Here is a 19,352-nt window from a genome sequence, read left to right on the forward strand (position 1 = left end):
CGCTGGCTAGGCCATTTTTGACCTCAAGTGCATGGAGGCGAAACCCTCGTCCTTCGACAGGCTCAGGATGAGGGTTTCGAATGCACGGCCTCCGCCTTGATCCTCACCCTGAGCCTGTCGAAGGGCGAGGATCACGAGCAATGGTTCACAGCCCGTCGTCGGGTATGGCCAGGATCCGGCCGCAGGCCTTGCAGTGCACCGCGTCGGGGTCGTGCTTGCGCAGGCCGCAGTCGGGGCAGGGGAAGGTCACCTTGTGCGGTCGCAGGATCGACTGGATCAGGCCGATGAACAGCGACACCCCGCCCAGCATCACCGCCATCGACAGCAGCTTGCCCCAAATCCCCGGCAGGGTGACGTCGCCATACCCGGTGGTGGTCAGGCTGGTGACGGTGAAATAGAGGGCGTCGACATAGCCGGCCACGCCCTCGTGCCGGCCGGCGAAGCTCGTATAGACGAAGCCCGTGACCACGAAGATGAAGGTCACCAGGCTGGCGGCGGCCCGGCCGATGTCCTCGATGCGGGTGTCGTCGTAGCGCCGGCCGACGGTGCGCCAGAAGAACTCGCTGTTGACCAGGGTCCACAGCCGCAGCGCCCGCAGGAAGCCGAAGTTGAACAGCCAGGCCGGGAACAGCAGGGTGGCCAGCACGAACAGGTCGATCCAGGTGATCGGCTTCTTCAGCCAGCTCTTGAGATCGCCATGGGCGATGGCCCGGGCCACGAGATCCAGCGCCAGGAAGGCCGCGACCCCGTAGTCGATCAGGTAGAAGGTCATGCCGTGGCGATGCATCAGCGGCGCGGCCACGAAGAAGGCGATGATCGCCAGGTCGATCAGGATCACGGCGTAGCGGAACCGCACCGCCGCCGGCGAGGCGCCGTGATAGAGGGCCCGCAGCCGGGCGCGCAGGCGAAGAGCGTCAGCCATTGTCGGCGACCAGCCGCAGCGGCGCCCGCTCGCGCAAGACCGGCTCGGGCGGCGGACCGCCGACCAGGGCCAGGGCGGTTTCATAGCCGCCGCCGAAGTCGATCCGCGTCACGGTCGCCAGCCGCCGCGCCGTGGGCTGGGCCTCCCAGGCCGCGTCCGGGCCGATGTCCTGCATCCAGACCACCCCGCCCTCGACGCTGACGATCGCGCCGATATGGCAGGCCTCGGGCGTGTCGGCGGCGGCGTGAACGGTGACGACGCCATACAGCCGGCCGGCTGTGACCAGGATGTCGCTGGCGCTGTTTAGCGCCACGGCCGGCGTTTCGGGAAAGACCTCGCCGCGCTTTTCGAGCGCCGCTTCGATGAACTCCGGATAGGGCGCGGGCTGCAGGTTCTTGACGTCGCCCAGGCGATAGCAGCCGAAACCGTTGAAGCGGACGTGGTCGCTGACCTCGCAGAGCATCAGGAAGACGGGGCCGATCCCGACCACGTAGCCGTTGACCCAGCCGTCCTCGAAGCGCCGATGGAAGCGCATAAGGCGGCGCTCCTGCAGGGCGCGGGTCAGCTGTTGGCGCGTGTTCTTGGCCGTCATCTCACTGCGTCGTCCCGCTGCGGTGCATTTTGCACCGCTTTCCACTATATAGCGGCCTCATGAGCCGCACCTTCCTCAAGATGAACGGCCTCGGCAACGACTTCGTCGTCATCGAGACCCTCAGCCAGCCCTTCACGCCGACCGCCGACGAGATTCGGGCGATCGCCAAACGCGGGGATGGGGGGATCGGCTGCGACCAGGTGATCGCCATCGATCCGCCGAAGGCCGAGGGCGCTTCGGCCTATGTGCGCTTCTGGAACGCCGACGGCGAGGAAGCCGGCGCCTGCGGCAACGGCACGCGCTGCGTGGCCTGGCTGCTGATGCAGTCGGGCGGCAAGTCGGACGTGGCCTTCGACACCGTGGCCGGGCGCCTGTCGGGCGTCATGGCCGGCGACAAGCGCGTCACGGTCGACATGGGGCCGCCGCGCCTGGACTGGACCCAGATCCCGCTGTCGGAAGAGATGGACACCGCCCGCGTCGAGCTGCAGGTCGGCCCGATCGACGCCCCGTGGGTGCACACCCCGGTCTGCGTCTCGATGGGCAATCCGCACGTGGTGTTCTTCGTCGACGCCCCGGTCAGCGACGAGTTCGCCGAGAAGACCGGCAGCCTGGTCGAGCACCACCCGCTGTTCCCGGAAGGCGTCAATGTCGGCTTCGCCCACGTCGTGTCCCGCGACCACATCAAGCTGAAGGTCTGGGAACGCGGCGCTGGCCTGACGTCGGCCTGCGGCACCGGCGCCTGCGCCGCCCAGGTCGCCGCCGTGCGTCGCGGCCTGACCGATCGCACCGCCACCGTCGAGTTCGAGAGCGGCCCGCTGGTCATCGAATGGCGCGAGGCCGACGGCCACGTGATCATGACCGGCCCGGTGGCCCTGGAGTTCACCGGCAAGCTGCCTGAGCTGGCCTCCGCATGAGCGAGCTGCACCCCGCCCTCGCCCCCGGCAAGACCGCCGTCGTCACCGGCGCCGCCGACGGCATCGGCCTGGCCGCCGCCAAGGCCTTCGTCGAGCTGGGCCTCAACGTGGTCATGGCCGACGTCACGGGCCGCAAGCTCAAAGCAGAAGCCGAAGCCATCGGCGCTGTGGCCGTGCCGACCGACGTCGCCGACCGCGCCGCCGTCGAGGCCCTGCGCGATATCGCGATCGAGCGCTTCGGCGCCGTCGACGTGCTGATGAACAACGCCGGCGTCGGCGGCGGCGGCGACGCCTTTTCGGGCGACGACGCCTGGAAGCGCATCCTCGACGTCAACCTGTGGGGCGTGATCAACGGCGTCCAGGTGTTCGGCGAAGAGATGGCCGAGAGCGGCCGCCCGGGCCTGATCATCAATACCGGCTCCAAGCAGGGCATCACCCAGCCGCCGGGCGACACGGCCTACAACGTCTCCAAGTCGGCGGTGAAGGCCCTGACCGAGGGCTTGGCGCACACCCTGCGCGAGATCGTCGACTGCCAGGTTACCGCCCACCTGCTGATCCCCGGCTACACCTTCACCGGCATGACCAAGCGCGGCCCGGGCGGCAAGCCCGACGCGGCCTGGACACCCGAGCAGGTCGTCCACTTCATGCTGGCCCGCATCGCCGCCGGCGACTTCTACATTCTGTGTCCGGACAACGACGTGTCGCGCGCCGTGGACGAGAAGCGCATGGCCTGGGCCATGGGCGACATCATCGAGAACCGCCCGGCCCTGTCGCGCTGGCACGACGACTGGAAGGACGCCTTCGCGGCGTTCATAGCCCAGCCGTGACCGTCTACACCGTCATCAAGGCCACGCCGGCGCCCAAGCCCGCAGTGGGTGAAGAGGGCGGCCCGGCGGTGGTCGCCTCGGGCCCGAACGGCGTCGACGTCGTCACCTTCGGCTGCCGGCTGAACGCCTATGAGAGCGAGGCCATGCGCGCCCGCGCCGCCGCCGACGGCCTGTCGGACGCGGTGGTGTTCAACACCTGCGCGGTGACCAACGAGGCCGTGCGCCAGGCCCGCCAGGCGATCCGCAAGGCCCGCCGCGCCCGCCCGGACGCCCGGATCATCGTCACCGGCTGCGCCGCCCAGATCGATCCCGCCGCCTTCGCCGCCATGCCGGAAGTGGATCTGGTGCTCGGCAACGCCGAGAAGGCCGCCCCCGGCGCGCTGATGGAGACCACGGCCCGCGTGCGGGTCAACGACATCATGTCGGTCAAGGAGACGGCCGGTCACCTGATCGACGGCCTCAAGGACCGCGCCCGGGCCTATGTCGAGGTCCAGAACGGCTGCGACCATCGCTGCACCTTCTGCATCATCCCCTATGGCCGCGGAAACTCGCGCTCGGCCCCGGCCGGCGAGGTCGTGGAGCAGGTCCGCAAGCTGGCCGCCGAAGGCTATCGCGAAGTGGTGCTGACCGGCGTCGACGTAACGTCCTGGGGCACGGACCTGCCGGGCGAGCCGACCCTGGGCCAGCTGGTCGGGCGGATCCTGCGGATGGTTCCCGACCTGCCGCGCCTGCGCCTGTCGTCGATCGACGCGGCCGAAATCGATCCGGACTTGCTGAAGCTGTTCGCCGAAGAGCCGCGGCTGATGCCGTACCTGCACCTGAGCTTGCAGGCCGGCGACGACATGATCCTCAAGCGCATGAAGCGCCGGCACAATCGCACCGACGCCCTGAACCTGGTGGCCAGCGTGCGGGCCGTGCGTCCGGACGTGGCCTTCGGCGCCGACCTGATCGCCGGCTTCCCGACCGAAACGGAAGAGGCCTTCGCCAACACGGTCCGCCTGGTCGAGGAGGCGGGCCTGGCCTTCCTGCACGTCTTCCCCTACAGCGCCCGCCCCGGCACGCCGGCCGCGCGGATGCCGCCGGTCAAGGGTCCGGTGATCAAGGACCGCGCCAAGCGCCTGCGCGAGGCCGGCCAGCGCGGCCTGGAGCGTCACCTCCAGTCCCAGGTCGGCCGCGTCCTGCCGGGCCTGGTCGAGCGCGACGGCCTGGCCCGGGCCGAGGACTTCACCGAGATCGCCTTTACCGGCGAGGCGCCGGCTGGCCAGATCGTCAGCTTCCGTGTCACCGGCCACGACGGAACCCGGGTGATCGCCGAGCGCGCCGCTTGAGGACGGTGCTGACGGCCGCCCTGGTCCTGGCCCTCGCGCCTATGGTCGCGCGAGCCGACGACGCCGTCCGCTTCAGCGTCATGAGCTACAACGTGGCCGGCCTGCCCTGGCCGGTGAAGACCAAGCGCGGCAAGGCGCTCGAGCGCATCGGCGACGAGCTGGCCAAGATGCGCGCCGCCGGGACCGAGCCGGACGTCATCCTGATCCAAGAGGGCTTCCGAAAGGAGATCGGCGAGCTGATTGACCGCTCCGGTTACCCCTACGTGGCGCGTGGTCCGAAGAAGGGACAGCGCGACGCCAGCCTGTGGCCCAAGGGCGAGAAGCCCGACTATCGCCGCGTCGCCTATCGCCGCCGGGGCGAGGGCCTGGGCAAGTGGGGCTCCAGCGGCCTGTGGGTGCTGAGCAACTATCCGATCGAGGACGTGAAGTCCCACGCCTATCACTACTGCGCGGGCCTGGACTGCCTGGCCAACAAGGGCGTCATGCTGGTCTCGCTGAACGTGCCGGGCCTGCCCGCGCCGGTCGAGATCGCCAACACCCACCTCAATTCCAAGGGCGCCTCGCGCGTGCCCCGCTCGCGCAACCGCATGGCCCACCACCTGCAGGCCGACGAGCTTAAGATGTTCATGCGCGAGGATCGCACGCCGGGCGCGCCGCTGATCGTCGGCGGCGACTTCAACGTCATGCACGCCCCCGACCGCTTCGACTACGTGATGGCCGACTATCCGTTCGAGGTGGTCAGCCGCTGGTGCCACGCCCTGCCGGGCGCCTGCGACACCCAGATCTCCTATGACGGCGACGCCCCCTGGCTCGACACCCAGGACCTGATCGGCTTCCTCGACGGCGCGCGGGTAGCCGTCACCCCGGTCAAGGTCGAAGCCACCTTCGACGGGGCCAGCGAGCCGGTGCTGTCGGATCACGACGGCTATCGGGTGACGTTCGAGCTGAGGCCGAAGGGGTAGGGGCGCGAGAACTGCGATACTCGGTCCCCTCTCTCCTTGCGGGAGAGGGTGGCCCGCGAAGCGGGTCGGGTGAGGGGTCGATGATTGTCGACGCTGCAGCGGCTGAATGGCGGGGTGCGGCGCTGGCGTTCTTAGAGACCCCTCATCCGTCGGCTACGCCGCCACCTTCTCCCGCAAGGGGAGAAGGATCAGGATTGCTTCTCCTCCCCGCCCATGAACCCCGGCAGGCTCCAGCCGAACTTGATGGCGCAGGCTCTAAGACCAAAGGCCGCGACGAACCCCGCGATCCCGGCCGGCCAGAAGCCGACATTCAGCCATTGCAGCACCGCGAACACGGCCGCGCCCAGCAGGGCGGCGGTGATGTAGATCTCGCGGCGCAGGAGGAGATTGGGCTCCTCGGCCAGGACGTCGCGCACGACGCCGCCGAAGGCGGTGGTCAGCACGCCCATGATCACGGCGGTGAAGGGGTGGACGCCCAGGCTCAGGGCCTTGGCGGTGCCGACGACGGCGTAGGCGGCCATGCCCAGGGCGTCGAGCCACAGCAGGGCACGGAAGCGCCAGCCGCGCTTGCCCAGCAGCCAGACCACGGCCGCGGCCGCCAGGCAGGCCAGGATGTAGCCGGGCCGCTGGATCCAGAACACCGGCGCCCCGATCAACAGGTCGCGCAGCGTGCCGCCGCCCACCCCGGTGATGGCGGCGAAGAAGCCGAAGGTGATGATGTCGTGCTTGCGCCGGGCGGCGGCCAGGGCGCCGGTGGCCCCGAAAACGGCGGCGGCGGCGTAGTCCAGCCAGAAAAGAGCGGTCGAAAGCGGGTCCATGGGCGTTAGATGCCATGGGCGCGGTTCAAGCGCGACCGCCTCGCCGCTAACCGCGAATCGTAAATCGCGTCTTCACTTTTCCCCCGGTGTCGCTACAGGAGCGCGGATGAGCGAAAAGTCCGCGCAGAAACAAGGCTGGTTCCAGCGCCTCACGGCCGGCCTGACCCGGTCGTCCCAGGCGATGACGGACCAGGTCACCGGCGCCTTCACCAAGAAGCCGCTGGACCAGGAACAGCTCGACGCGCTGGAGGAGATGCTGATCGAGGCCGACCTCGGCCCGCAGATCGCTGCCCGCATCGCCGACGCCTTCGGCAAGGCCCGCTTCGGCAAGGCCTCGACCGACCACGAGATCAAGGAAGCCCTGGCCGAACTGATCGCCGCCGAGTTGGCCGACCGCGAGGGCCGCTTCGACCCGCTGGGCGGGCCGCGCCCCTATGTGGTGCTGTTCATCGGCGTCAACGGCTCGGGCAAGACCACGACCCTGGGCAAGATCGCCGCCGACCTGACCGAGAAGGGCGCCCGCGTCCTGATCGCCGCTGGCGACACCTTCCGCGCCGCCGCCGTCGAGCAGCTGAAGGTCTGGGCCGACCGGGCCGGGGCCGACTTCATGTCCAAGCCCACCGGGTCCGACGCCGCGGCCCTGGCCTACGAGGCCGTCGAGCGCGCCAAGGCCGAGGCCTATGACGTGGTGCTGATCGACACCGCCGGCCGCCTGCAGAACAAGCAGGGCCTGATGGACGAGCTCCTGAAGGTCATCCGGGTGGTCAAGAAGGTCGATCCCGACTTCCCGCACGAGACCCTGCTGGTGCTCGACGCCACCGTCGGCCGCAACGCCCTGGCCCAGGAAAAGGTGTTCGGCAACAGCGTCGGCGTCTCGGGCATCGTCATGACCAAGCTGGACGGCACCGCCCGCGGCGGCGTTCTGGTGCCCGTCGCCCGCGCCTCGGACAGCCCGATCAAGCTGATCGGCGTCGGCGAAGGCGTCGACGACCTGCAACCGTTCGACGCCCGCGCCTTCTCGCGCTCGCTGGTCGGGCTGGAGGACTGAGCGCGTGACCGAACAGACGCCGGCCCCGGAAGCCACGAAGACCGAAGCCGCCAAGAAGAAAACCGCCTGGGTCCGCACCGCCGTCGACTACGGCGCGCCGATCGCCTTCGCGGCCGCCTATTTCACCACCAAGGACTTCCAGCTGGCCACCTGGGTGCTGGTCGCCGCCTCGGCCCTGGCCCTCGTCGTCGGCTACGCGGTCGAGCGCCGGGTGGCCCTGCTGCCGCTGTTCTCGGGCCTGATGGCCCTGGTGTTCGGCGTGCTGGGGCTGGTGTTCCACAGCGACGTCTTCGTCAAGATCAAGGTCACCGTCGTGAACGGCGCCCTGGCGGCCTTCATGATCGGCGGCGTGCTGACCAACCGCGCCCCGCTGAAGGCCCTGATGGGCGAGGCCCTGCACATGTCGGACGCGGCCTGGCGCACCCTGACCCTGCGCTACGGCGGCTATTTCGCCTTCGCCGCCATCGCCAACGAGGTGGTGCGCCTGACCCAGGACACCCCCACCTGGGTGAAGTTCCGCATTGGTCTCTTGCCTCTTGCCATCGTCTTCTCGCTGACCCAGACGCCCTTCATCATGAAGCACATGGCCAAGCCGGACGACCAGAAGACCCCCGAGCCGCCGGACGCGGGCTTCTAGTCCGCCCAATCCGCCGCCCACGGACCATCTGTCGTCAAACCGACGCGTAAGCGTGCTAGCTGGACGTCCGTCAACGGAAACGGGGCGGATGACATGGCCAAGCACAAGACCGACAAGACCGCGTCGCGCGAGGTCGGGGTGCTCGACCGCTCGCCCAGCCACCTGCTGCACCGGGTGCTGCAGACCGCTCTGGACATCTATGTCGAAGAGACCGGCGCGGGCGGCATCACCCAGCGCCAGTTCGCCGTGCTAGCCGCCGTGGCCGAGCACGAGGGCGTCACCCAGACCGGCCTGGTCAAGGCCACCGGCATCGACCGCTCGACCCTGGCCGACATGGTCGCCCGGATGATCGCCAAGGGTCACCTGGAACGTCAGCGCTCGGAGCAGGACGCCCGCGCCAACTCCGTACGCCTCACCGACGCCGGCCGCCTGGTGCTGGAAGAGAGCCTGCCCAAGGTCGGCGCCGCCGACGCCCGCATCCTCTCGCTGCTGAAGCCCGGCAAGCGCGACGGCTTCCTCGACCTGCTGGCCGAGATGGCCGCCGTCGACGTCCACGCCCCGGCCGCCGAGCCGAAGGTGAAGAAGCCGAAGGCCGAAAAGGCGGACAAGCCGAAGAAAGAGAAGAAGGCCAAGAAGGACAAGGACGCCCGCAAGGCGGCTTGAGGGTCTTCGACCCTCTCCCGTGGGGAGAGGGCGGGGCCCGCGCCGTAGGCGTGGGAGGGTGAGGGCGTACGCCGTCGGCGGTCCCGTCACCCGTTCAATGTGCGAAATCGGTGAGGCCTTAACCCCTCACCCTCCCAGGCTATCGCCTGGGCCCCTCCCTCTCCCTATGGGAGAGGGTCGAAAAGCCTAGACCACGATATTCAGCAGCGAGCCGGGGCGCAGCACCTTCTGCGGCTGTTCGGTCGGGGCCGTGAAGGTCCTGGGGGCCGTGCGCTGGGCTTGCGGCTGGGTCTGAGCCTGCAGCTGCGCGCTCATCGCCGACTGGGTCGGGCGCGTGGCGGTCGTCCCGGAAGCCTCGGTGACCGCCGCCTGGAAGAAGGCGGCCGCCCGCGACTGGCCGGCCGGAGTCACGCCGCCGGACGAGGGTCGGGCGGGGACGGCGGGCAAACCGGTGGGGCGAACGGTGCTCATGACGCGCAGATTAGCATGGTTAATGCATCGTGCGCGAGTGTGGTTAACGACGATCTAACCGGCCCGGCGCGCGGCCGTTTACCGCAGTTTGGCGACCAGGGCGTCGAGATCGGCGGGCGTGAGCGGGCCGGTGTGCTTGGCCACGACCATGCCTTGCGCATCGACCATGAAGGTCTCCGGCACGCCGGTGACGCCGAACTCCACCCCCGCGCGGCCGTCGCGATCAACCAGGCGGGCGGCGAACGGGTCGCCCAGTCGGCCAAGGAACGCCTCGGTATTGGCCGGGGCGTCCTTGTAGGCGACGCCGACGATGCGCACGCCGCGCGCCTTCAGGGCCATCAGCTGCGGATGCTCGATCTCGCAGGGGGCGCACCAGGAGGCGAAGAAGTTGACCAGCATCGGCCCGTCGCCCGCCTGGCGGACCGCCGCCGGCGTCCCGCTGTCGAGGTCGGGCAGCGACAGGGTCGGGACGGGCTTGCCGACCAGGGCGTCGGGGCTGACCTGCGGATTGCGCTTCAGGGCATAGCCGGCGAACAGCACGGCCAAGGCGGCCAGGACGATCAGCGGCGCGAAGGCCAGCCAGCGCTTCACTTGGACGGGCCCTTGGCGTCCGCCTGACGACGCTCGGCCTCGGCGCGCCAGCGGCGGGCGCTGGCCAGGCTGTCGGCGATCATCCAGACGAAGACCACGGCCGTCAGGGCGAAGGCGGGCCAGACATAGACGGCGTACTTGCCGGCGTCGAAATCGAAACTCATGACGTCAGGCCTCCGCCGCCTTGAGGGCCAGGGCCCGGGCCTTGCGCCGCCAGACCAGGGCGCGGATCCGCACCAGCCACAGCGCGCCGAAGGCCGACAGATAGGCGAGGCTCATCACCAGCATCGGCCAGGCATAGACGACCGGCAGGCGGTTCTCGGACTTGGCGAACAGGGTCGAGGAGCCCTGGTGCAGGCTGTTCCACCAGTCGACCGAGAACTTGACGATCGGCAGGTTGATCAGGCCGACCAGGGCCAGGATGGCGGCGGCGCGGGCGGCCTTCTGCTCGTCGTCGAGGGCGCCGCGCAGGGCCAGGTAGCCGAGATAGAACAGCAGCAGCACCAGCACCGAGGTCAGGCGCGCGTCCCACACCCACCAGGTTCCCCACATCGGCTTGCCCCACAGCGAGCCGGTGGCCAGGGCCAGGACGGTGAAGGCCGCGCCCAGCGGGGCGCAGGCCTGGGCGGCGGCGTCGGCCAGCACGTGGCGGAAGACCAGGGCCAGGAAGCTGGCGATCCCCAGGCACAGATAGACGAAGCTGGCGAGGATGGCGGCGGGTACGTGGATGAACATCATCCGCACCGTGTCGCCCTGCTGGTAGTCCTCGGGGACCGTGAAGGTCAGGATCAGGCCGATGACGGCCAGCACGCCGGCGATCGCCCCGAACATCGGCGCGGCCCAGCGCGAGAAGGCCATGAACCGCTCGGGGTTGGCCAGGAAGTCGAACGGGTTCTTGTTGTTGTGGGCGCCCATCAACCTTGCATTAGAGCGGCTGACGGACGCCCGCAATCGTCTCGGTTGTTTACGAGCCCGACTTGCGCTCGATGATCACCCGGCGCTCGCCGCGGCCGTCGAAGCCGCGCGGGCCAGGACCGCGGGTCTCGATGCGGCGCACGCTCACGCCGGGGCCGCCGCCGACCTCGGGGCCGAGGATGTCGAAGGCCTTCTTCTGGCTGGGCGACAGGGCGTTGTAGAAGGCGCGGGTGGCGTCGGCGCGGGCCTTGAACTCGGCCGAGACCTTGGCCAGCTGCTCGGCTTGGCGATCGAGGCGCTCCAGCGTGGTCGGCGGGGCCTTGTCGGCGGCTTCGGGGCCGTCGTCCTTGATCGGCCGGGGCTCGGGGCGTTCCTTGGGGCCGGTGGCGGCGACATAGGCCTTCAGGGCGCCTTCCTGGCGGTCGGTCAGCTGCAGCACGTCGCGCAGGTGCTTGGCGCGGGCTTCCGGATCGCGATGGGCGCGAATGGCCATCGGCGGCGGGCCGCGGAAATTGAGGCGATCGACGCCCGGAGGGGGCGGCGGCTGGGGGGCTTCCGGCGGAACGGGCGGGGCCGGCGGCTGGCCGGTCTGGGCCGAGGCGGCGACGACGCCGGCCGTGAGCGCGGCGGCGCCGGCGAGCGCGAGGGTCTTGAGGGCGGGGCGCATGAGGATCTCCATCCAAGGGGGCGGATACGAACTGCAGCCTAGGTTGAGGTCGGTTGTGGCGCGAAAATGTCCGAAGATGCGAACCGTGTTACGCGAATGAAACCTGCTCCACCCCGAAGATCCGAAGCGAAGAAAAATCAATGGCTTGTCTCTGTGTCCCGAAGGTCTCGCCGAGACTCATTTCGATAATTTCATGTTACGCGGCCGCCTGCTGACAGCTCCTGTCACCGGCCTGGGCCATATCCCTTCGTGTTCGAATACGGCATGAGGCCCCCGATGAAACGCGTCGCCTTCCTCGCCCTGATCCTGGCCGGCCTGCTGTGGGGACTCGGCTTCCCGCTGGGCAAGCTGGTCCTGCGCGAGACCGACGCCGCCCACATGGTGCTGCTGCGCTTCGCCGTCGCCGCTGTCGTGGCCGCGCCGTTCGCCCTGCGGACCAAGGAAGCGCGTGCGCTGTTCCGCTCGCCGGTGATGCTGGGTTCGGGCGCGCTCTACGGCGTGGCCTTCATGGTGCAGTTCGAGGGGCTGTCCCATGTCAGCGTCACCCTGGCGGCCCTGCTGGTCGGGGCGATGCCGGCCCTGATCGCCGTCTGCGCCAAGGTGATGGGCGAAAAGGTCAGCCGGGCCTCGTGGATGGGCGTCGGCGCGGCGACCCTGGGCGCGGCCCTGATCGCCGGCAAGCCCGACGGGGCCGGCTCGCCGCTGGGCGTGGCCCTGTCGCTGGGCTCGCTGCTGATCTTCCTGGCCTGGCTGGTGGTGCTCAAGCGCGCGCCCAAGCCGCCGACCCCGATGGCCATACCGGCGGTGACCGTGATCGTGGCGGCCTTCACCGTGCTGCCGATCGCCCTGGTCATGCACGGCCCGCCGAAGCTCGATCTGACGCCGATGGCCTGGAGTGCGGTGCTGGGCCTGGGCGTGCTGTCGACCCTGCTGGCCACGGCGGCCTGGCAGTTCGGCTCGGCCCGCGTCGGCAGCGCCAGCGCCGGAGTGTTCATCAACATCGAGCCGCTGATGGGCGCCAGCATCGGCGTTCTGCTATTCGGCGACCACCTGACCCTGGCCCTGGCCGTCGGCGGCCTGATGATCATCGCCGGCAGCTTCGTGACGGTGCTGGGCGAAAAGCACGCGGCTCCCGACAGCCTGCAGGCGACGCCGGCCCCGGCGCCGTAGTTCGAGATCCTCCCCCTGAAGGGGGAGGTGGCGGCGAAGCCGACGGAGGCGGAAGTCTCTGAAGACCGGCCCCCTCTGCGGAAGCTGAAAACGGCCCCCCTCCGGCCCTCCGGGCCACCTCCCCCAGAGGGGGAGGATCTTGTTCGCTCACCTAGCCTCGCTGCCCAGCCGCCACAGATAGAGCTGCCGCGCGGGCGTTCCGGGGCGGATGTCCTTGAGTTCGTCCTGCTCGGCCTTGGTCAGCTTGAACTTCGAATAGCCGCGCTCGGCCAGGCACTTCTCCAGGGCCGGGACCGCCTGGTCGCGGACGTTGCGCCAATTGCGGTTCATCCTCAGCCGGAAGGTGTCGGCATAGCTGTAGGCGGCCTGGGCGGCGGTGGTCGGCGGAGCCGCGCCGGTGGGGCTGATGGCGGGATCGACCGGCAGGTCCATCTCGAAGGTCAGGTCCACCTGGGCCAGGGTCACCGGCGCCTGGCTCTCGACGTAGTGCAGGCATTCGGCCGCGTCGGTGCGGTACTTCAGATAGCTGATCCCCGGCTTGCCCCAGCTTTCCTTGCGGGTCGGGGCCGCCTGGGCCGAGGCGTCGACCAGAAGAGGGGTGGCCAGGGCGAAGGCGGCCAGCAGCGCCAGCGTCGCGCGCGGGGTCTTGGTCATCCTGGCGGCTCCCTTCACCGATCGTTGGCCGACCGGTTGATCGTTCGAAGACCCATGTTACCGTGACCATCAAAGAAGAAAAGAGCGCCGCACGCGCTCGTTGGGAGGCTGCCCGTGGACGTCCATCTGCTTTTCGCCGCGGGCCTGCTGATGGCGGTCCAGGCGGCCGCGCCCGTTCCACCCGCCGCCCAGACCTCGGTCGACGGCGTCACCGTCACCGCCCAGGAGAAGGCCAAGGCCCTGCCGCCCTGGGCCGACAAGGTGCGGTCCGACGGCTGGCCGTTCTTCGCCGCGGCCGAGGAGGGGATGGTCCTGATGTTCGCCAAGACCGCCAAGGGCAACGACGGCCTCGCGCCGCGCGGCCAGGTCTGGGTGCGCCACGAGTTCCGCACGCCCCGCACCGAGGCCGAGGCGCCCGCCGCCCCAGCATTCCGGTCGGAGAAGCTGCTGGTCGAGGTCGACTGCACGGCCGGCCGCTTCCGCAACGCCGCCGCCTTCCGCTATCCGAACAACAACCTCGAAGGGGCCGAGGACGCCTATCGCTTCGAACAGGACTGGCAGGCTCCCGCGGCCGGCACGCTTGACGCCACGGTGGTCGAGGCCGCTTGTTTGACGCCTTAGTTTTATCTTCCCTAAAGCTCGTCATCCCGGAAAGCGCGCAGCGCTTATCCGGGACCCAGGGGACTGGGCTCCGAGATGGGATCAAGCGCCCTGGCGGTGGTCGATACGATGCGGCGGCCCATGGGTCCCGGCTCTACGCTGCGCTTCGGCCGGGATGACGGCTGAAGGGGTGAAGGTAAAGATCAGTCCAGCGCGTTCCTGCACGCCGCCGCCATGGCTAGCGGGCTGAGGGCCACGGCCGCGGCGCTGTAGGCCAGGAGGAACAGCAGGCCGCCCGTCCACGGCAGGCCGCCGGCCAGGCTGTCGAGCGCGCCGGCCCCGAAGATCACCGGCGGGGCGTAGAGCGGCAGGACGATCACCGCCACCAGCAGGCCGCCGCGGCGGCTTCCCAGGGCCAAGCTCGCGCCCAGTCCGCCCAGGAACGAGAAGGCCAGGCCGCCCGCCAGGGCGCAGACGGACAGCAGCGGTGCGATCGACGGCGAGGCGCCGAGCGCGACGGCGGCGATGGGCGCGGCCAAGGCCAGCGGCGCGCCGGCCGCCAGCCAGTGGGCCAGGCACTTGGCCACGGCGACCGCCTCGAGGGGGACGGGACCCAGGGCCAGCAGGTCCAGGGCGCCGTCTTCGAAGTCGCGTTCGAACAGTCTTTCCAAGGAAAGCAGGGCCGACAGCGCCAGGGCCAGCCAGGCGATGCCGGGGGCCAGGGCCGCCAGGCGCTCGGGCGCGCGGCCGGCGGCCAACGGCAGCAGGGTGACGACGCAGGCGTAGAAGGCCAGGGCCAGCAGCGGTCCGCCGCCCCGGCCCCAGGCCAGAGCCAATTCGCGGCGCAGAAGGATGGCGAAGGCTCTCATGCCCCCACCTCCACGCTGCGGGCCGGGATCGGCAGCGGGTCGTGCACGGCGGCCAGCAGCATGCCGCCGCCGGCTAGGTGCTCGGCCAGGATCTCGCCGAACACGGCGCGGTGGGCGGCGTCAAGCGGGGCCATCGGCTCGTCGAGCAGCCACAGCGAGCGGGGGCTGGCCAGCAGGCGGGCCAGGGAGACGCGCCGGCGCTGGCCGGCCGACAGGCGGCGGACCTCAAGGTCGAGCAGGCGCGACAGGTCCAGCCGCTCGACGGCGGCGCGGGCCGAGGCTTCCGTCCCGCCGGTCCACTGGACCTGGAACAGCAGCTCCTCCCAGGCGGTGCGCGTGGTCTTCAGCCCGTCGTGGTGGCCGGCGAGGTGCAGGCCTTCGGCGCGGGCGATCTCCGCCTCCAGCGGGGCGCCGTCGGGGCCTTCGAAGGCGATGGTTCCGGCCTGGGGCCGCAGCAGGCCGGCGACGGCCCGCAGCAGGCTGGTCTTGCCCGCGCCATTGCGGCCCAGAAGGGCGGCCGCCTGGCCGCTTTCGAGGTCCAGATCGAGCCCCGAAAACAGGGTCCGCTCGCCCCGCGCGAGGCTCAAACCCTTTATGCGAACGGCTCTCATCATCGCAAGTCCATGCGCCGCGCATGGACGTTGTGGGTAACCGGCGCTAAGAAGCGCTCGGCCGTCACCCTCCGCTTTGGATGGGGCGTACGCGGCGCGAGGATGGACGCTGTGGGTCCGCCTCGATCGCGCGATCCCGGGAGTGGTTTTCCGGCGGCCGTGGACAGAGAAGGGATCCTTCGAAATGGCGTCTGTGGACAGCCTCAAAACCCGCCGCGAACTCGTCGTCGGCGGTAAGACCTACGTCTATTACAGCCTTCGCGCCGCCGAGGAAGCCGGTCTGGCCGGTACGGGCTCGCTGCCCGTCTCGATGAAGGTGCTGCTGGAAAACCTGCTGCGCTACGAAGACGGCGTTTCGGTCAACGAAGCCGACCTCAAGGCCGTGGCCAACTGGCTGGAAAACAAGGGCTCGGTCGAGCACGAAATCAGCTTCCGCCCGGCCCGCGTGCTGATGCAGGACTTCACGGGCGTGCCCGCCGTCGTCGACCTGGCCGCCATGCGCGACGCCATGGTCGCCCTCGGCGCCGACCCGGCCAAGATCAACCCGCTGAACCCCGTCGACCTGGTCATCGACCACTCGGTGATGGTCGACAACTTCGGCGACTCCAAGGCCTACGACGCCAACGTGAAGCGCGAATACGAGCGCAACATCGAGCGCTACCGCTTCCTGCGCTGGGGTTCGTCGGCCTTCAACAACTTCCGCGTCGTGCCCCCTGGCACCGGCATCTGCCACCAGGTGAACCTGGAATACCTCGCGCAAACCGTCTGGACCGCCCTGGTCGACGGCGCCGAGGTGGCCTACCCCGACACCGTCGTCGGCACCGACAGCCACACCACCATGGTCAACGGCCTGTCGGTCCTGGGCTGGGGCGTCGGCGGCATCGAAGCTGAAGCCGCCATGCTCGGCCAGCCGATCCCGATGCTGATCCCGGAAGTCATCGGCTTCAAGCTGACCGGCGCCATGCCGGAAGGCGCGACCGCGACCGACCTGGTGCTCACCGTCACCCAGATGCTGCGCAAGAAGGGCGTGGTCGGCAAGTTCGTCGAATTCTACGGCGACGCCCTGGCCAACCTGACCCTGGAAGACCAGGCGACGATCGCCAACATGGCTCCGGAATACGGCGCCACCTGCGGCTTCTTCCCGATCTCGGCCGCCACCATCGCCTTCCTGAAGGGCACCGGCCGCGAAGCCGACCGCGTCGCCCTGGTCGAGGCCTACGCCAAGGAACAGGGTCTGTGGTGGGAGCCCGGCGTCGCCGAGCCAACCTTCACCGACGCCCTGGAGCTGGACCTGTCGACGGTTCTGCCGTCGCTGGCCGGCCCCAAGCGCCCGCAAGACCGCGTGCTGCTGTCGGACGCCGCTTCGAAGTTCGCCGAGTCGCTGGTCGGTGAGTTCGGCAAGGCCGAACAGCCCGAGCTGCGCGCACCGGTCGAAGGCGAGAACTTCGACGTCGGCCACGGCGACGTGGTGATCGCCGCGATCACCTCGTGCACCAACACCTCCAACCCCTCGGTCCTGATCGCCGCCGGCCTGCTGGCCAAGAACGCGGTCGCCAAGGGCCTGAAGGCCAAGCCGTGGGTGAAGACCTCGCTGGCCCCCGGCTCGCAAGTCGTCACCGACTACCTGGCCAAGGCCGGCCTGACCAAGCACCTCGATGCTCTCGGCTTCAACCTCGTGGGTTATGGCTGCACCACCTGCATCGGCAACTCGGGCCCGCTGCCGGAAAACATCAGCAAGACGATCAACGACAACGATCTGGTCGCCTGCTCGGTGCTGTCGGGCAACCGCAACTTCGAAGGCCGCGTGAACCCGGACGTGCGCGCCAACTACCTGGCCTCGCCGCCGCTGGTGGTGGCCTACGCCCTGGCCGGCTCGCTGAAGATCGACCTGAACACCCAGCCGATCGGCCAGGACAAGAAGGGCAACGACGTCTACCTGAAGGACATCTGGCCTTCGAACGAAGACATCGCCGCCCTGCAGCGCAAGTCGATCAACGAGAAGATGTTCGCCAGCCGTTACGGCGACGTCTTCAAGGGCGACAAGAACTGGCAAGGCATCAAGGTCACCGGCGGCCAGACCTACGCCTGGGAGGGCGAGTCGACCTACGTCCAGAACCCGCCCTACTTCCCGAACATGTCGATGACCCCGACCCCGGTCACCGACATCGTGGAAGCCCGCGTCCTGGCCGTGTTCGGCGACTCGATCACCACCGACCACATCAGCCCGGCCGGTTCGATCAAGACGTCCAGCCCGGCTGGCCAGTACCTGGTCAACAACGGCGTCGAGCCCATCGACTTCAACGGTTACGGCGCTCGCCGCGGCAACCACGAAGTCATGATGCGCGGCACCTTCGCCAACATCCGCATCCGCAACAAGATCACCCCGGAGATCGAAGGCGGCGTGACCAAGCACTTCCCCTCGGGCGAAGTGATGCCGATCTACGACGCGGCCATGAAGTACCAGGCCGAAGGCCGTCCGGCCGTCGTGTTCGCCGGCAAGGAATACGGCACCGGCTCGTCGCGTGACTGGGCCGCCAAGGGCACCAAGCTCCTGGGCGTCCGCGCGGTGATCACCGAAAGCTTCGAGCGCATCCACCGCTCGAACCTGGTCGGCATGGGCGTGCTGCCGCTGCAGTTCATCGCCGATGGCTGGCAGAAGCTGGAACTGACCGGCGAAGAGCTGGTCTCGATCCGTGGCCTGCAGGACCTGGCGCCGCGCAAGCAGCTGATCGTCGAGCTCTACCGCCCGACCGACGGCCGCATCGCCCGCTTCCCGGTCCGCTGCCGCATCGATACGCCGACCGAGCTCGAGTACTTCAAGAACGGCGGCGTCCTGAACTACGTGCTGCGCAACCTGGCCAAGGCCGACTAAGCGAAGCGCCTTTTCAGGCTGAAGAACGAGACGGCCGGTCCTTCGGGACCGGCCGTTTTCGTTTGTCGGATGGCCGACATCGTCGTCCCGGGGGCGCTGCGGGGCGCTGGCGGCGTTTTCTCGGGGGTGAAGCGGCCATTTCACGGCCTCGTGAGCGGCGACGCAGCGGTTTCTTGGCTTAAGTGCGCCGCACATGCGTACGGCTCTGATCTCCCTTGTTTCCCTCGTCCTGACGAGCGTCGTCGCCGCCCCGGCCGCGGCCAAGTCGCCCATGCTGGTCGAGCTGTTCACGTCCCAGGGCTGTTCGTCCTGCGGCAAGGCCAATCAGGTGGCCGCCGACCTGGCCGAGCGCGAGGACGTGCTGGCCCTGACCTATTCGGTCGACTACTGGGACTATCTGGGCTGGAAGGACACCTTCGCCAAGCCGGCCTTCGCCGAGCGCCAGCGTGTCTATGCCAAGGCCTTCGCCCTGCGGGACGTGCCCACGCCGCAGGTGGTGGTGGCCGGCAAGGTCCAGGCCTCGGGCGCCAAGGCCGAGACCGTCGAGAAGCTGATCGAGTCCACCACGCGCCCGCCGGCCCCCGACATGGAGTTCGTCGGGACCAATCGCGTGGCCGTCGGCTCGGGCCAGGCCCCGCGCGGCGGCGGCGAGGTGTGGCTGGTGCGCTTCGATCCGCACAAGCAGGAGATCGCCGTCAAGCGCGGCGACAATCGCGGCCAGACCATCGTCCACCGCAATGTCGTGCGCGAGCTGGTCAAGCTGGGTCCGTGGTCGGGCCGGGCCAAGATCTATCGCCTGCCCGCCGCCACCGACGAAGACTTGGCCACCGCCGTGATCGTCCAGGGCGCCAAGGGCGGCCGGGTGCTGGGCGTGCTGCCCCCGGGCGGCAAGAGCCGCTAGAGCGCGCTTTCCTTCTCTCCCCCACGCACCGCGCAAAAGAAACCCCGCCTCGCCTAGGGGATGGTCGGCGAAGCGGGGTCTTTAGGGAGAGGGGAATTAGAAATACGCGTTTGTCGGCCGACCGGCGCCTCGTGGCCCGGGTGGGCTGGAGGGGCTGTTCAGGTCCCGGACCGCGTGGCGTTCCGATCGACCGACCATGACAATCTAGGCGCCCTCCACGGCCGTCGAAGGGCGCGATCGGGGTCCTTTCGCGACCGGATGCGGCGCCTTCGTGGCCATCTTTGCAGGGGCGGAAACAGCCGGAAGCCGGACAAGCAAAA

General features: G+C 69.4%; 22 protein-coding genes. 11 read left to right on the forward strand and 11 right to left on the reverse strand.

The features are described from left to right. Positions 1–145: 145 nt before the first annotated feature. Positions 146–922 (reverse strand): potassium channel family protein, encoded by a 777-nt coding sequence (locus tag I4Q42_RS07460; protein WP_198575423.1) that lies wholly within the window; start codon positions 920–922, stop codon positions 146–148. Then, positions 915–1,514: a hypothetical protein gene (locus I4Q42_RS07465; protein ID WP_198575424.1), complete on the reverse strand. Its 600-nt coding sequence runs from the start codon at positions 1,512–1,514 to the stop codon at positions 915–917. The genes I4Q42_RS07460 and I4Q42_RS07465 overlap by 8 nt, the downstream gene beginning before the upstream one ends. A gap of 59 nt (positions 1,515–1,573) precedes the next feature. Here I4Q42_RS07465 and dapF point away from each other — a divergent pair, with 59 nt between their 5' ends. From dapF to I4Q42_RS07485, 4 genes are read left to right on the forward strand one after another with little or no spacing between them, the layout of a single operon-like run. Beyond that, positions 1,574–2,428 carry a diaminopimelate epimerase gene (dapF, locus tag I4Q42_RS07470; RefSeq protein ID WP_198575425.1) on the forward strand — a complete coding sequence of 285 codons (855 nt, stop codon included), beginning with the start codon at positions 1,574–1,576 and terminating at the stop codon, positions 2,426–2,428. Next, complete coding sequence (locus I4Q42_RS07475; protein ID WP_198575426.1) at positions 2,425–3,255, forward strand: SDR family NAD(P)-dependent oxidoreductase; 831 nt, start codon at positions 2,425–2,427, stop codon at positions 3,253–3,255. Before dapF ends, I4Q42_RS07475 begins: the two co-directional genes overlap by 4 nt. Then, complete coding sequence (gene mtaB, locus I4Q42_RS07480; RefSeq protein ID WP_198575427.1) at positions 3,252–4,583, forward strand: tRNA (N(6)-L-threonylcarbamoyladenosine(37)-C(2))-methylthiotransferase MtaB; 1,332 nt, start codon at positions 3,252–3,254, stop codon at positions 4,581–4,583. Before I4Q42_RS07475 ends, mtaB begins: the two co-directional genes overlap by 4 nt. A 5-nt stretch (positions 4,584–4,588) precedes the next feature. After that, positions 4,589–5,545 carry an endonuclease/exonuclease/phosphatase family protein gene (locus tag I4Q42_RS07485; protein ID WP_332873040.1) on the forward strand — a complete coding sequence of 319 codons (957 nt, stop codon included), beginning with the start codon at positions 4,589–4,591 and terminating at the stop codon, positions 5,543–5,545. A 188-nt stretch (positions 5,546–5,733) separates the two neighbouring features. On the opposite strand, the gene I4Q42_RS07490 is transcribed toward I4Q42_RS07485, so the two are convergent. Further along, complete coding sequence (locus I4Q42_RS07490; RefSeq protein ID WP_198575428.1) at positions 5,734–6,363, reverse strand: trimeric intracellular cation channel family protein; 630 nt, start codon at positions 6,361–6,363, stop codon at positions 5,734–5,736. A 106-nt stretch (positions 6,364–6,469) separates the two neighbouring features. On the opposite strand from I4Q42_RS07490, the gene ftsY reads away from it, so the two are divergent. The 3 genes from ftsY to I4Q42_RS07505 all read left to right on the forward strand — a co-directional run bounded on the left by ftsY (position 6,470) and on the right by I4Q42_RS07505 (position 8,711). After that, complete coding sequence (gene ftsY, locus I4Q42_RS07495; protein ID WP_198575429.1) at positions 6,470–7,411, forward strand: signal recognition particle-docking protein FtsY; 942 nt, start codon at positions 6,470–6,472, stop codon at positions 7,409–7,411. A 4-nt stretch (positions 7,412–7,415) separates the two neighbouring features. Beyond that, positions 7,416–8,048, forward strand: coding sequence for an inner membrane-spanning protein YciB (locus I4Q42_RS07500; RefSeq protein WP_198575430.1), 633 nt, complete (start codon positions 7,416–7,418; stop codon positions 8,046–8,048). Between the two features lie 93 nt (positions 8,049–8,141). Then, positions 8,142–8,711: a MarR family winged helix-turn-helix transcriptional regulator gene (locus I4Q42_RS07505; RefSeq protein WP_198575431.1), complete on the forward strand. Its 570-nt coding sequence runs from the start codon at positions 8,142–8,144 to the stop codon at positions 8,709–8,711. A gap of 186 nt (positions 8,712–8,897) precedes the next feature. Here the strand turns inward: I4Q42_RS07505 and I4Q42_RS07510 are convergent, their stop codons facing one another. The 5 genes from I4Q42_RS07510 to I4Q42_RS07530 form a co-directional block, all read right to left on the reverse strand. Beyond that, positions 8,898–9,182 (reverse strand): hypothetical protein, encoded by a 285-nt coding sequence (locus tag I4Q42_RS07510; RefSeq protein WP_198575432.1) that lies wholly within the window; start codon positions 9,180–9,182, stop codon positions 8,898–8,900. Between the two features lie 78 nt (positions 9,183–9,260). Then, positions 9,261–9,773: a DsbE family thiol:disulfide interchange protein gene (locus tag I4Q42_RS07515; protein WP_198575433.1), complete on the reverse strand. Its 513-nt coding sequence runs from the start codon at positions 9,771–9,773 to the stop codon at positions 9,261–9,263. Continuing rightward, positions 9,770–9,937, reverse strand: a complete 168-nt coding sequence (gene ccmD / locus I4Q42_RS07520) for a heme exporter protein CcmD (RefSeq protein WP_198575434.1) — start codon at positions 9,935–9,937, stop codon at positions 9,770–9,772. Before ccmD ends, I4Q42_RS07515 begins: the two co-directional genes overlap by 4 nt. A 4-nt stretch (positions 9,938–9,941) precedes the next feature. Beyond that, a complete protein-coding gene (gene ccmC / locus I4Q42_RS07525; RefSeq protein WP_198575435.1) occupies positions 9,942–10,688 on the reverse strand; it encodes a heme ABC transporter permease CcmC in 747 nt (248 codons plus the stop codon). A 49-nt stretch (positions 10,689–10,737) separates the two neighbouring features. Further along, the gene (locus I4Q42_RS07530) at positions 10,738–11,355 is read right to left on the reverse strand and encodes a Spy/CpxP family protein refolding chaperone (protein ID WP_198575436.1); all 618 of its coding nucleotides are present in this window, start codon (positions 11,353–11,355) and stop codon (positions 10,738–10,740) included. Positions 11,356–11,631: 276 nt separating this feature from the next. On the opposite strand from I4Q42_RS07530, the gene I4Q42_RS07535 reads away from it, so the two are divergent. Continuing rightward, positions 11,632–12,525 carry a DMT family transporter gene (locus tag I4Q42_RS07535; RefSeq protein ID WP_198575437.1) on the forward strand — a complete coding sequence of 298 codons (894 nt, stop codon included), beginning with the start codon at positions 11,632–11,634 and terminating at the stop codon, positions 12,523–12,525. 147 nt (positions 12,526–12,672) lie between these two features. Here I4Q42_RS07535 and I4Q42_RS07540 read toward each other — a convergent pair whose 3' ends face one another. Continuing rightward, positions 12,673–13,179, reverse strand: coding sequence for a hypothetical protein (locus tag I4Q42_RS07540; protein ID WP_198575438.1), 507 nt, complete (start codon positions 13,177–13,179; stop codon positions 12,673–12,675). A gap of 114 nt (positions 13,180–13,293) precedes the next feature. Between I4Q42_RS07540 and I4Q42_RS07545 the strand changes: the two genes are divergently transcribed. Further along, positions 13,294–13,800 (forward strand): surface-adhesin E family protein, encoded by a 507-nt coding sequence (locus I4Q42_RS07545; protein ID WP_332873038.1) that lies wholly within the window; start codon positions 13,294–13,296, stop codon positions 13,798–13,800. Positions 13,801–13,982: 182 nt separating this feature from the next. Here the strand turns inward: I4Q42_RS07545 and ccmB are convergent, their stop codons facing one another. Next, complete coding sequence (gene ccmB, locus I4Q42_RS07550; RefSeq protein ID WP_198575439.1) at positions 13,983–14,648, reverse strand: heme exporter protein CcmB; 666 nt, start codon at positions 14,646–14,648, stop codon at positions 13,983–13,985. Next, a complete protein-coding gene (gene ccmA / locus I4Q42_RS07555) occupies positions 14,645–15,262 on the reverse strand; it encodes a heme ABC exporter ATP-binding protein CcmA (protein WP_198575440.1) in 618 nt (205 codons plus the stop codon). The genes ccmB and ccmA overlap by 4 nt, the downstream gene beginning before the upstream one ends. 181 nt (positions 15,263–15,443) lie before the next feature. Here ccmA and acnA point away from each other — a divergent pair, with 181 nt between their 5' ends. Together acnA and I4Q42_RS07565 are read left to right on the forward strand one after the other, a co-directional pair. Continuing rightward, positions 15,444–18,131, forward strand: coding sequence for an aconitate hydratase AcnA (gene acnA / locus I4Q42_RS07560; RefSeq protein ID WP_198575441.1), 2,688 nt, complete (start codon positions 15,444–15,446; stop codon positions 18,129–18,131). Between the two features lie 193 nt (positions 18,132–18,324). After that, the gene (locus tag I4Q42_RS07565; protein ID WP_198575442.1) at positions 18,325–19,032 is read left to right on the forward strand and encodes a DUF1223 domain-containing protein; all 708 of its coding nucleotides are present in this window, start codon (positions 18,325–18,327) and stop codon (positions 19,030–19,032) included. Positions 19,033–19,352: the final 320 nt, after the last annotated feature.

It is taken from the genome of Caulobacter hibisci, from assembly GCF_016135805.1.
Taxonomy (GTDB): domain Bacteria; phylum Pseudomonadota; class Alphaproteobacteria; order Caulobacterales; family Caulobacteraceae; genus Caulobacter; species Caulobacter hibisci.

What these genes read in the sequence shown, in the direction of transcription:
- ccmD (WP_198575434.1), bottom strand. Translation starts at nt 9,937, where the DNA reads ATGAGTTTCGATTTCGACGCCGGCAAGTACGCCGTCTATGTCTGGCCC.
- ccmB (WP_198575439.1), bottom strand. Translation starts at nt 14,648, where the DNA reads ATGAGAGCCTTCGCCATCCTTCTGCGCCGCGAATTGGCTCTGGCCTGG.
- acnA (WP_198575441.1), top strand. Translation starts at nt 15,444, where the DNA reads ATGGCGTCTGTGGACAGCCTCAAAACCCGCCGCGAACTCGTCGTCGGC.
- I4Q42_RS07510 (WP_198575432.1), bottom strand. Translation starts at nt 9,182, where the DNA reads ATGAGCACCGTTCGCCCCACCGGTTTGCCCGCCGTCCCCGCCCGACCC.
- I4Q42_RS07465 (WP_198575424.1), bottom strand. Translation starts at nt 1,514, where the DNA reads ATGACGGCCAAGAACACGCGCCAACAGCTGACCCGCGCCCTGCAGGAG.
- ccmA (WP_198575440.1), bottom strand. Translation starts at nt 15,262, where the DNA reads ATGATGAGAGCCGTTCGCATAAAGGGTTTGAGCCTCGCGCGGGGCGAG.
- ccmC (WP_198575435.1), bottom strand. Translation starts at nt 10,688, where the DNA reads ATGGGCGCCCACAACAACAAGAACCCGTTCGACTTCCTGGCCAACCCC.
- dapF (WP_198575425.1), top strand. Translation starts at nt 1,574, where the DNA reads ATGAGCCGCACCTTCCTCAAGATGAACGGCCTCGGCAACGACTTCGTC.
- I4Q42_RS07490 (WP_198575428.1), bottom strand. Translation starts at nt 6,363, where the DNA reads ATGGACCCGCTTTCGACCGCTCTTTTCTGGCTGGACTACGCCGCCGCC.
- I4Q42_RS07505 (WP_198575431.1), top strand. Translation starts at nt 8,142, where the DNA reads ATGGCCAAGCACAAGACCGACAAGACCGCGTCGCGCGAGGTCGGGGTG.
- ftsY (WP_198575429.1), top strand. Translation starts at nt 6,470, where the DNA reads ATGAGCGAAAAGTCCGCGCAGAAACAAGGCTGGTTCCAGCGCCTCACG.
- I4Q42_RS07540 (WP_198575438.1), bottom strand. Translation starts at nt 13,179, where the DNA reads ATGACCAAGACCCCGCGCGCGACGCTGGCGCTGCTGGCCGCCTTCGCC.
- I4Q42_RS07535 (WP_198575437.1), top strand. Translation starts at nt 11,632, where the DNA reads ATGAAACGCGTCGCCTTCCTCGCCCTGATCCTGGCCGGCCTGCTGTGG.
- I4Q42_RS07565 (WP_198575442.1), top strand. Translation starts at nt 18,325, where the DNA reads ATGCGTACGGCTCTGATCTCCCTTGTTTCCCTCGTCCTGACGAGCGTC.
- I4Q42_RS07475 (WP_198575426.1), top strand. Translation starts at nt 2,425, where the DNA reads ATGAGCGAGCTGCACCCCGCCCTCGCCCCCGGCAAGACCGCCGTCGTC.
- I4Q42_RS07460 (WP_198575423.1), bottom strand. Translation starts at nt 922, where the DNA reads ATGGCTGACGCTCTTCGCCTGCGCGCCCGGCTGCGGGCCCTCTATCAC.
- I4Q42_RS07530 (WP_198575436.1), bottom strand. Translation starts at nt 11,355, where the DNA reads ATGCGCCCCGCCCTCAAGACCCTCGCGCTCGCCGGCGCCGCCGCGCTC.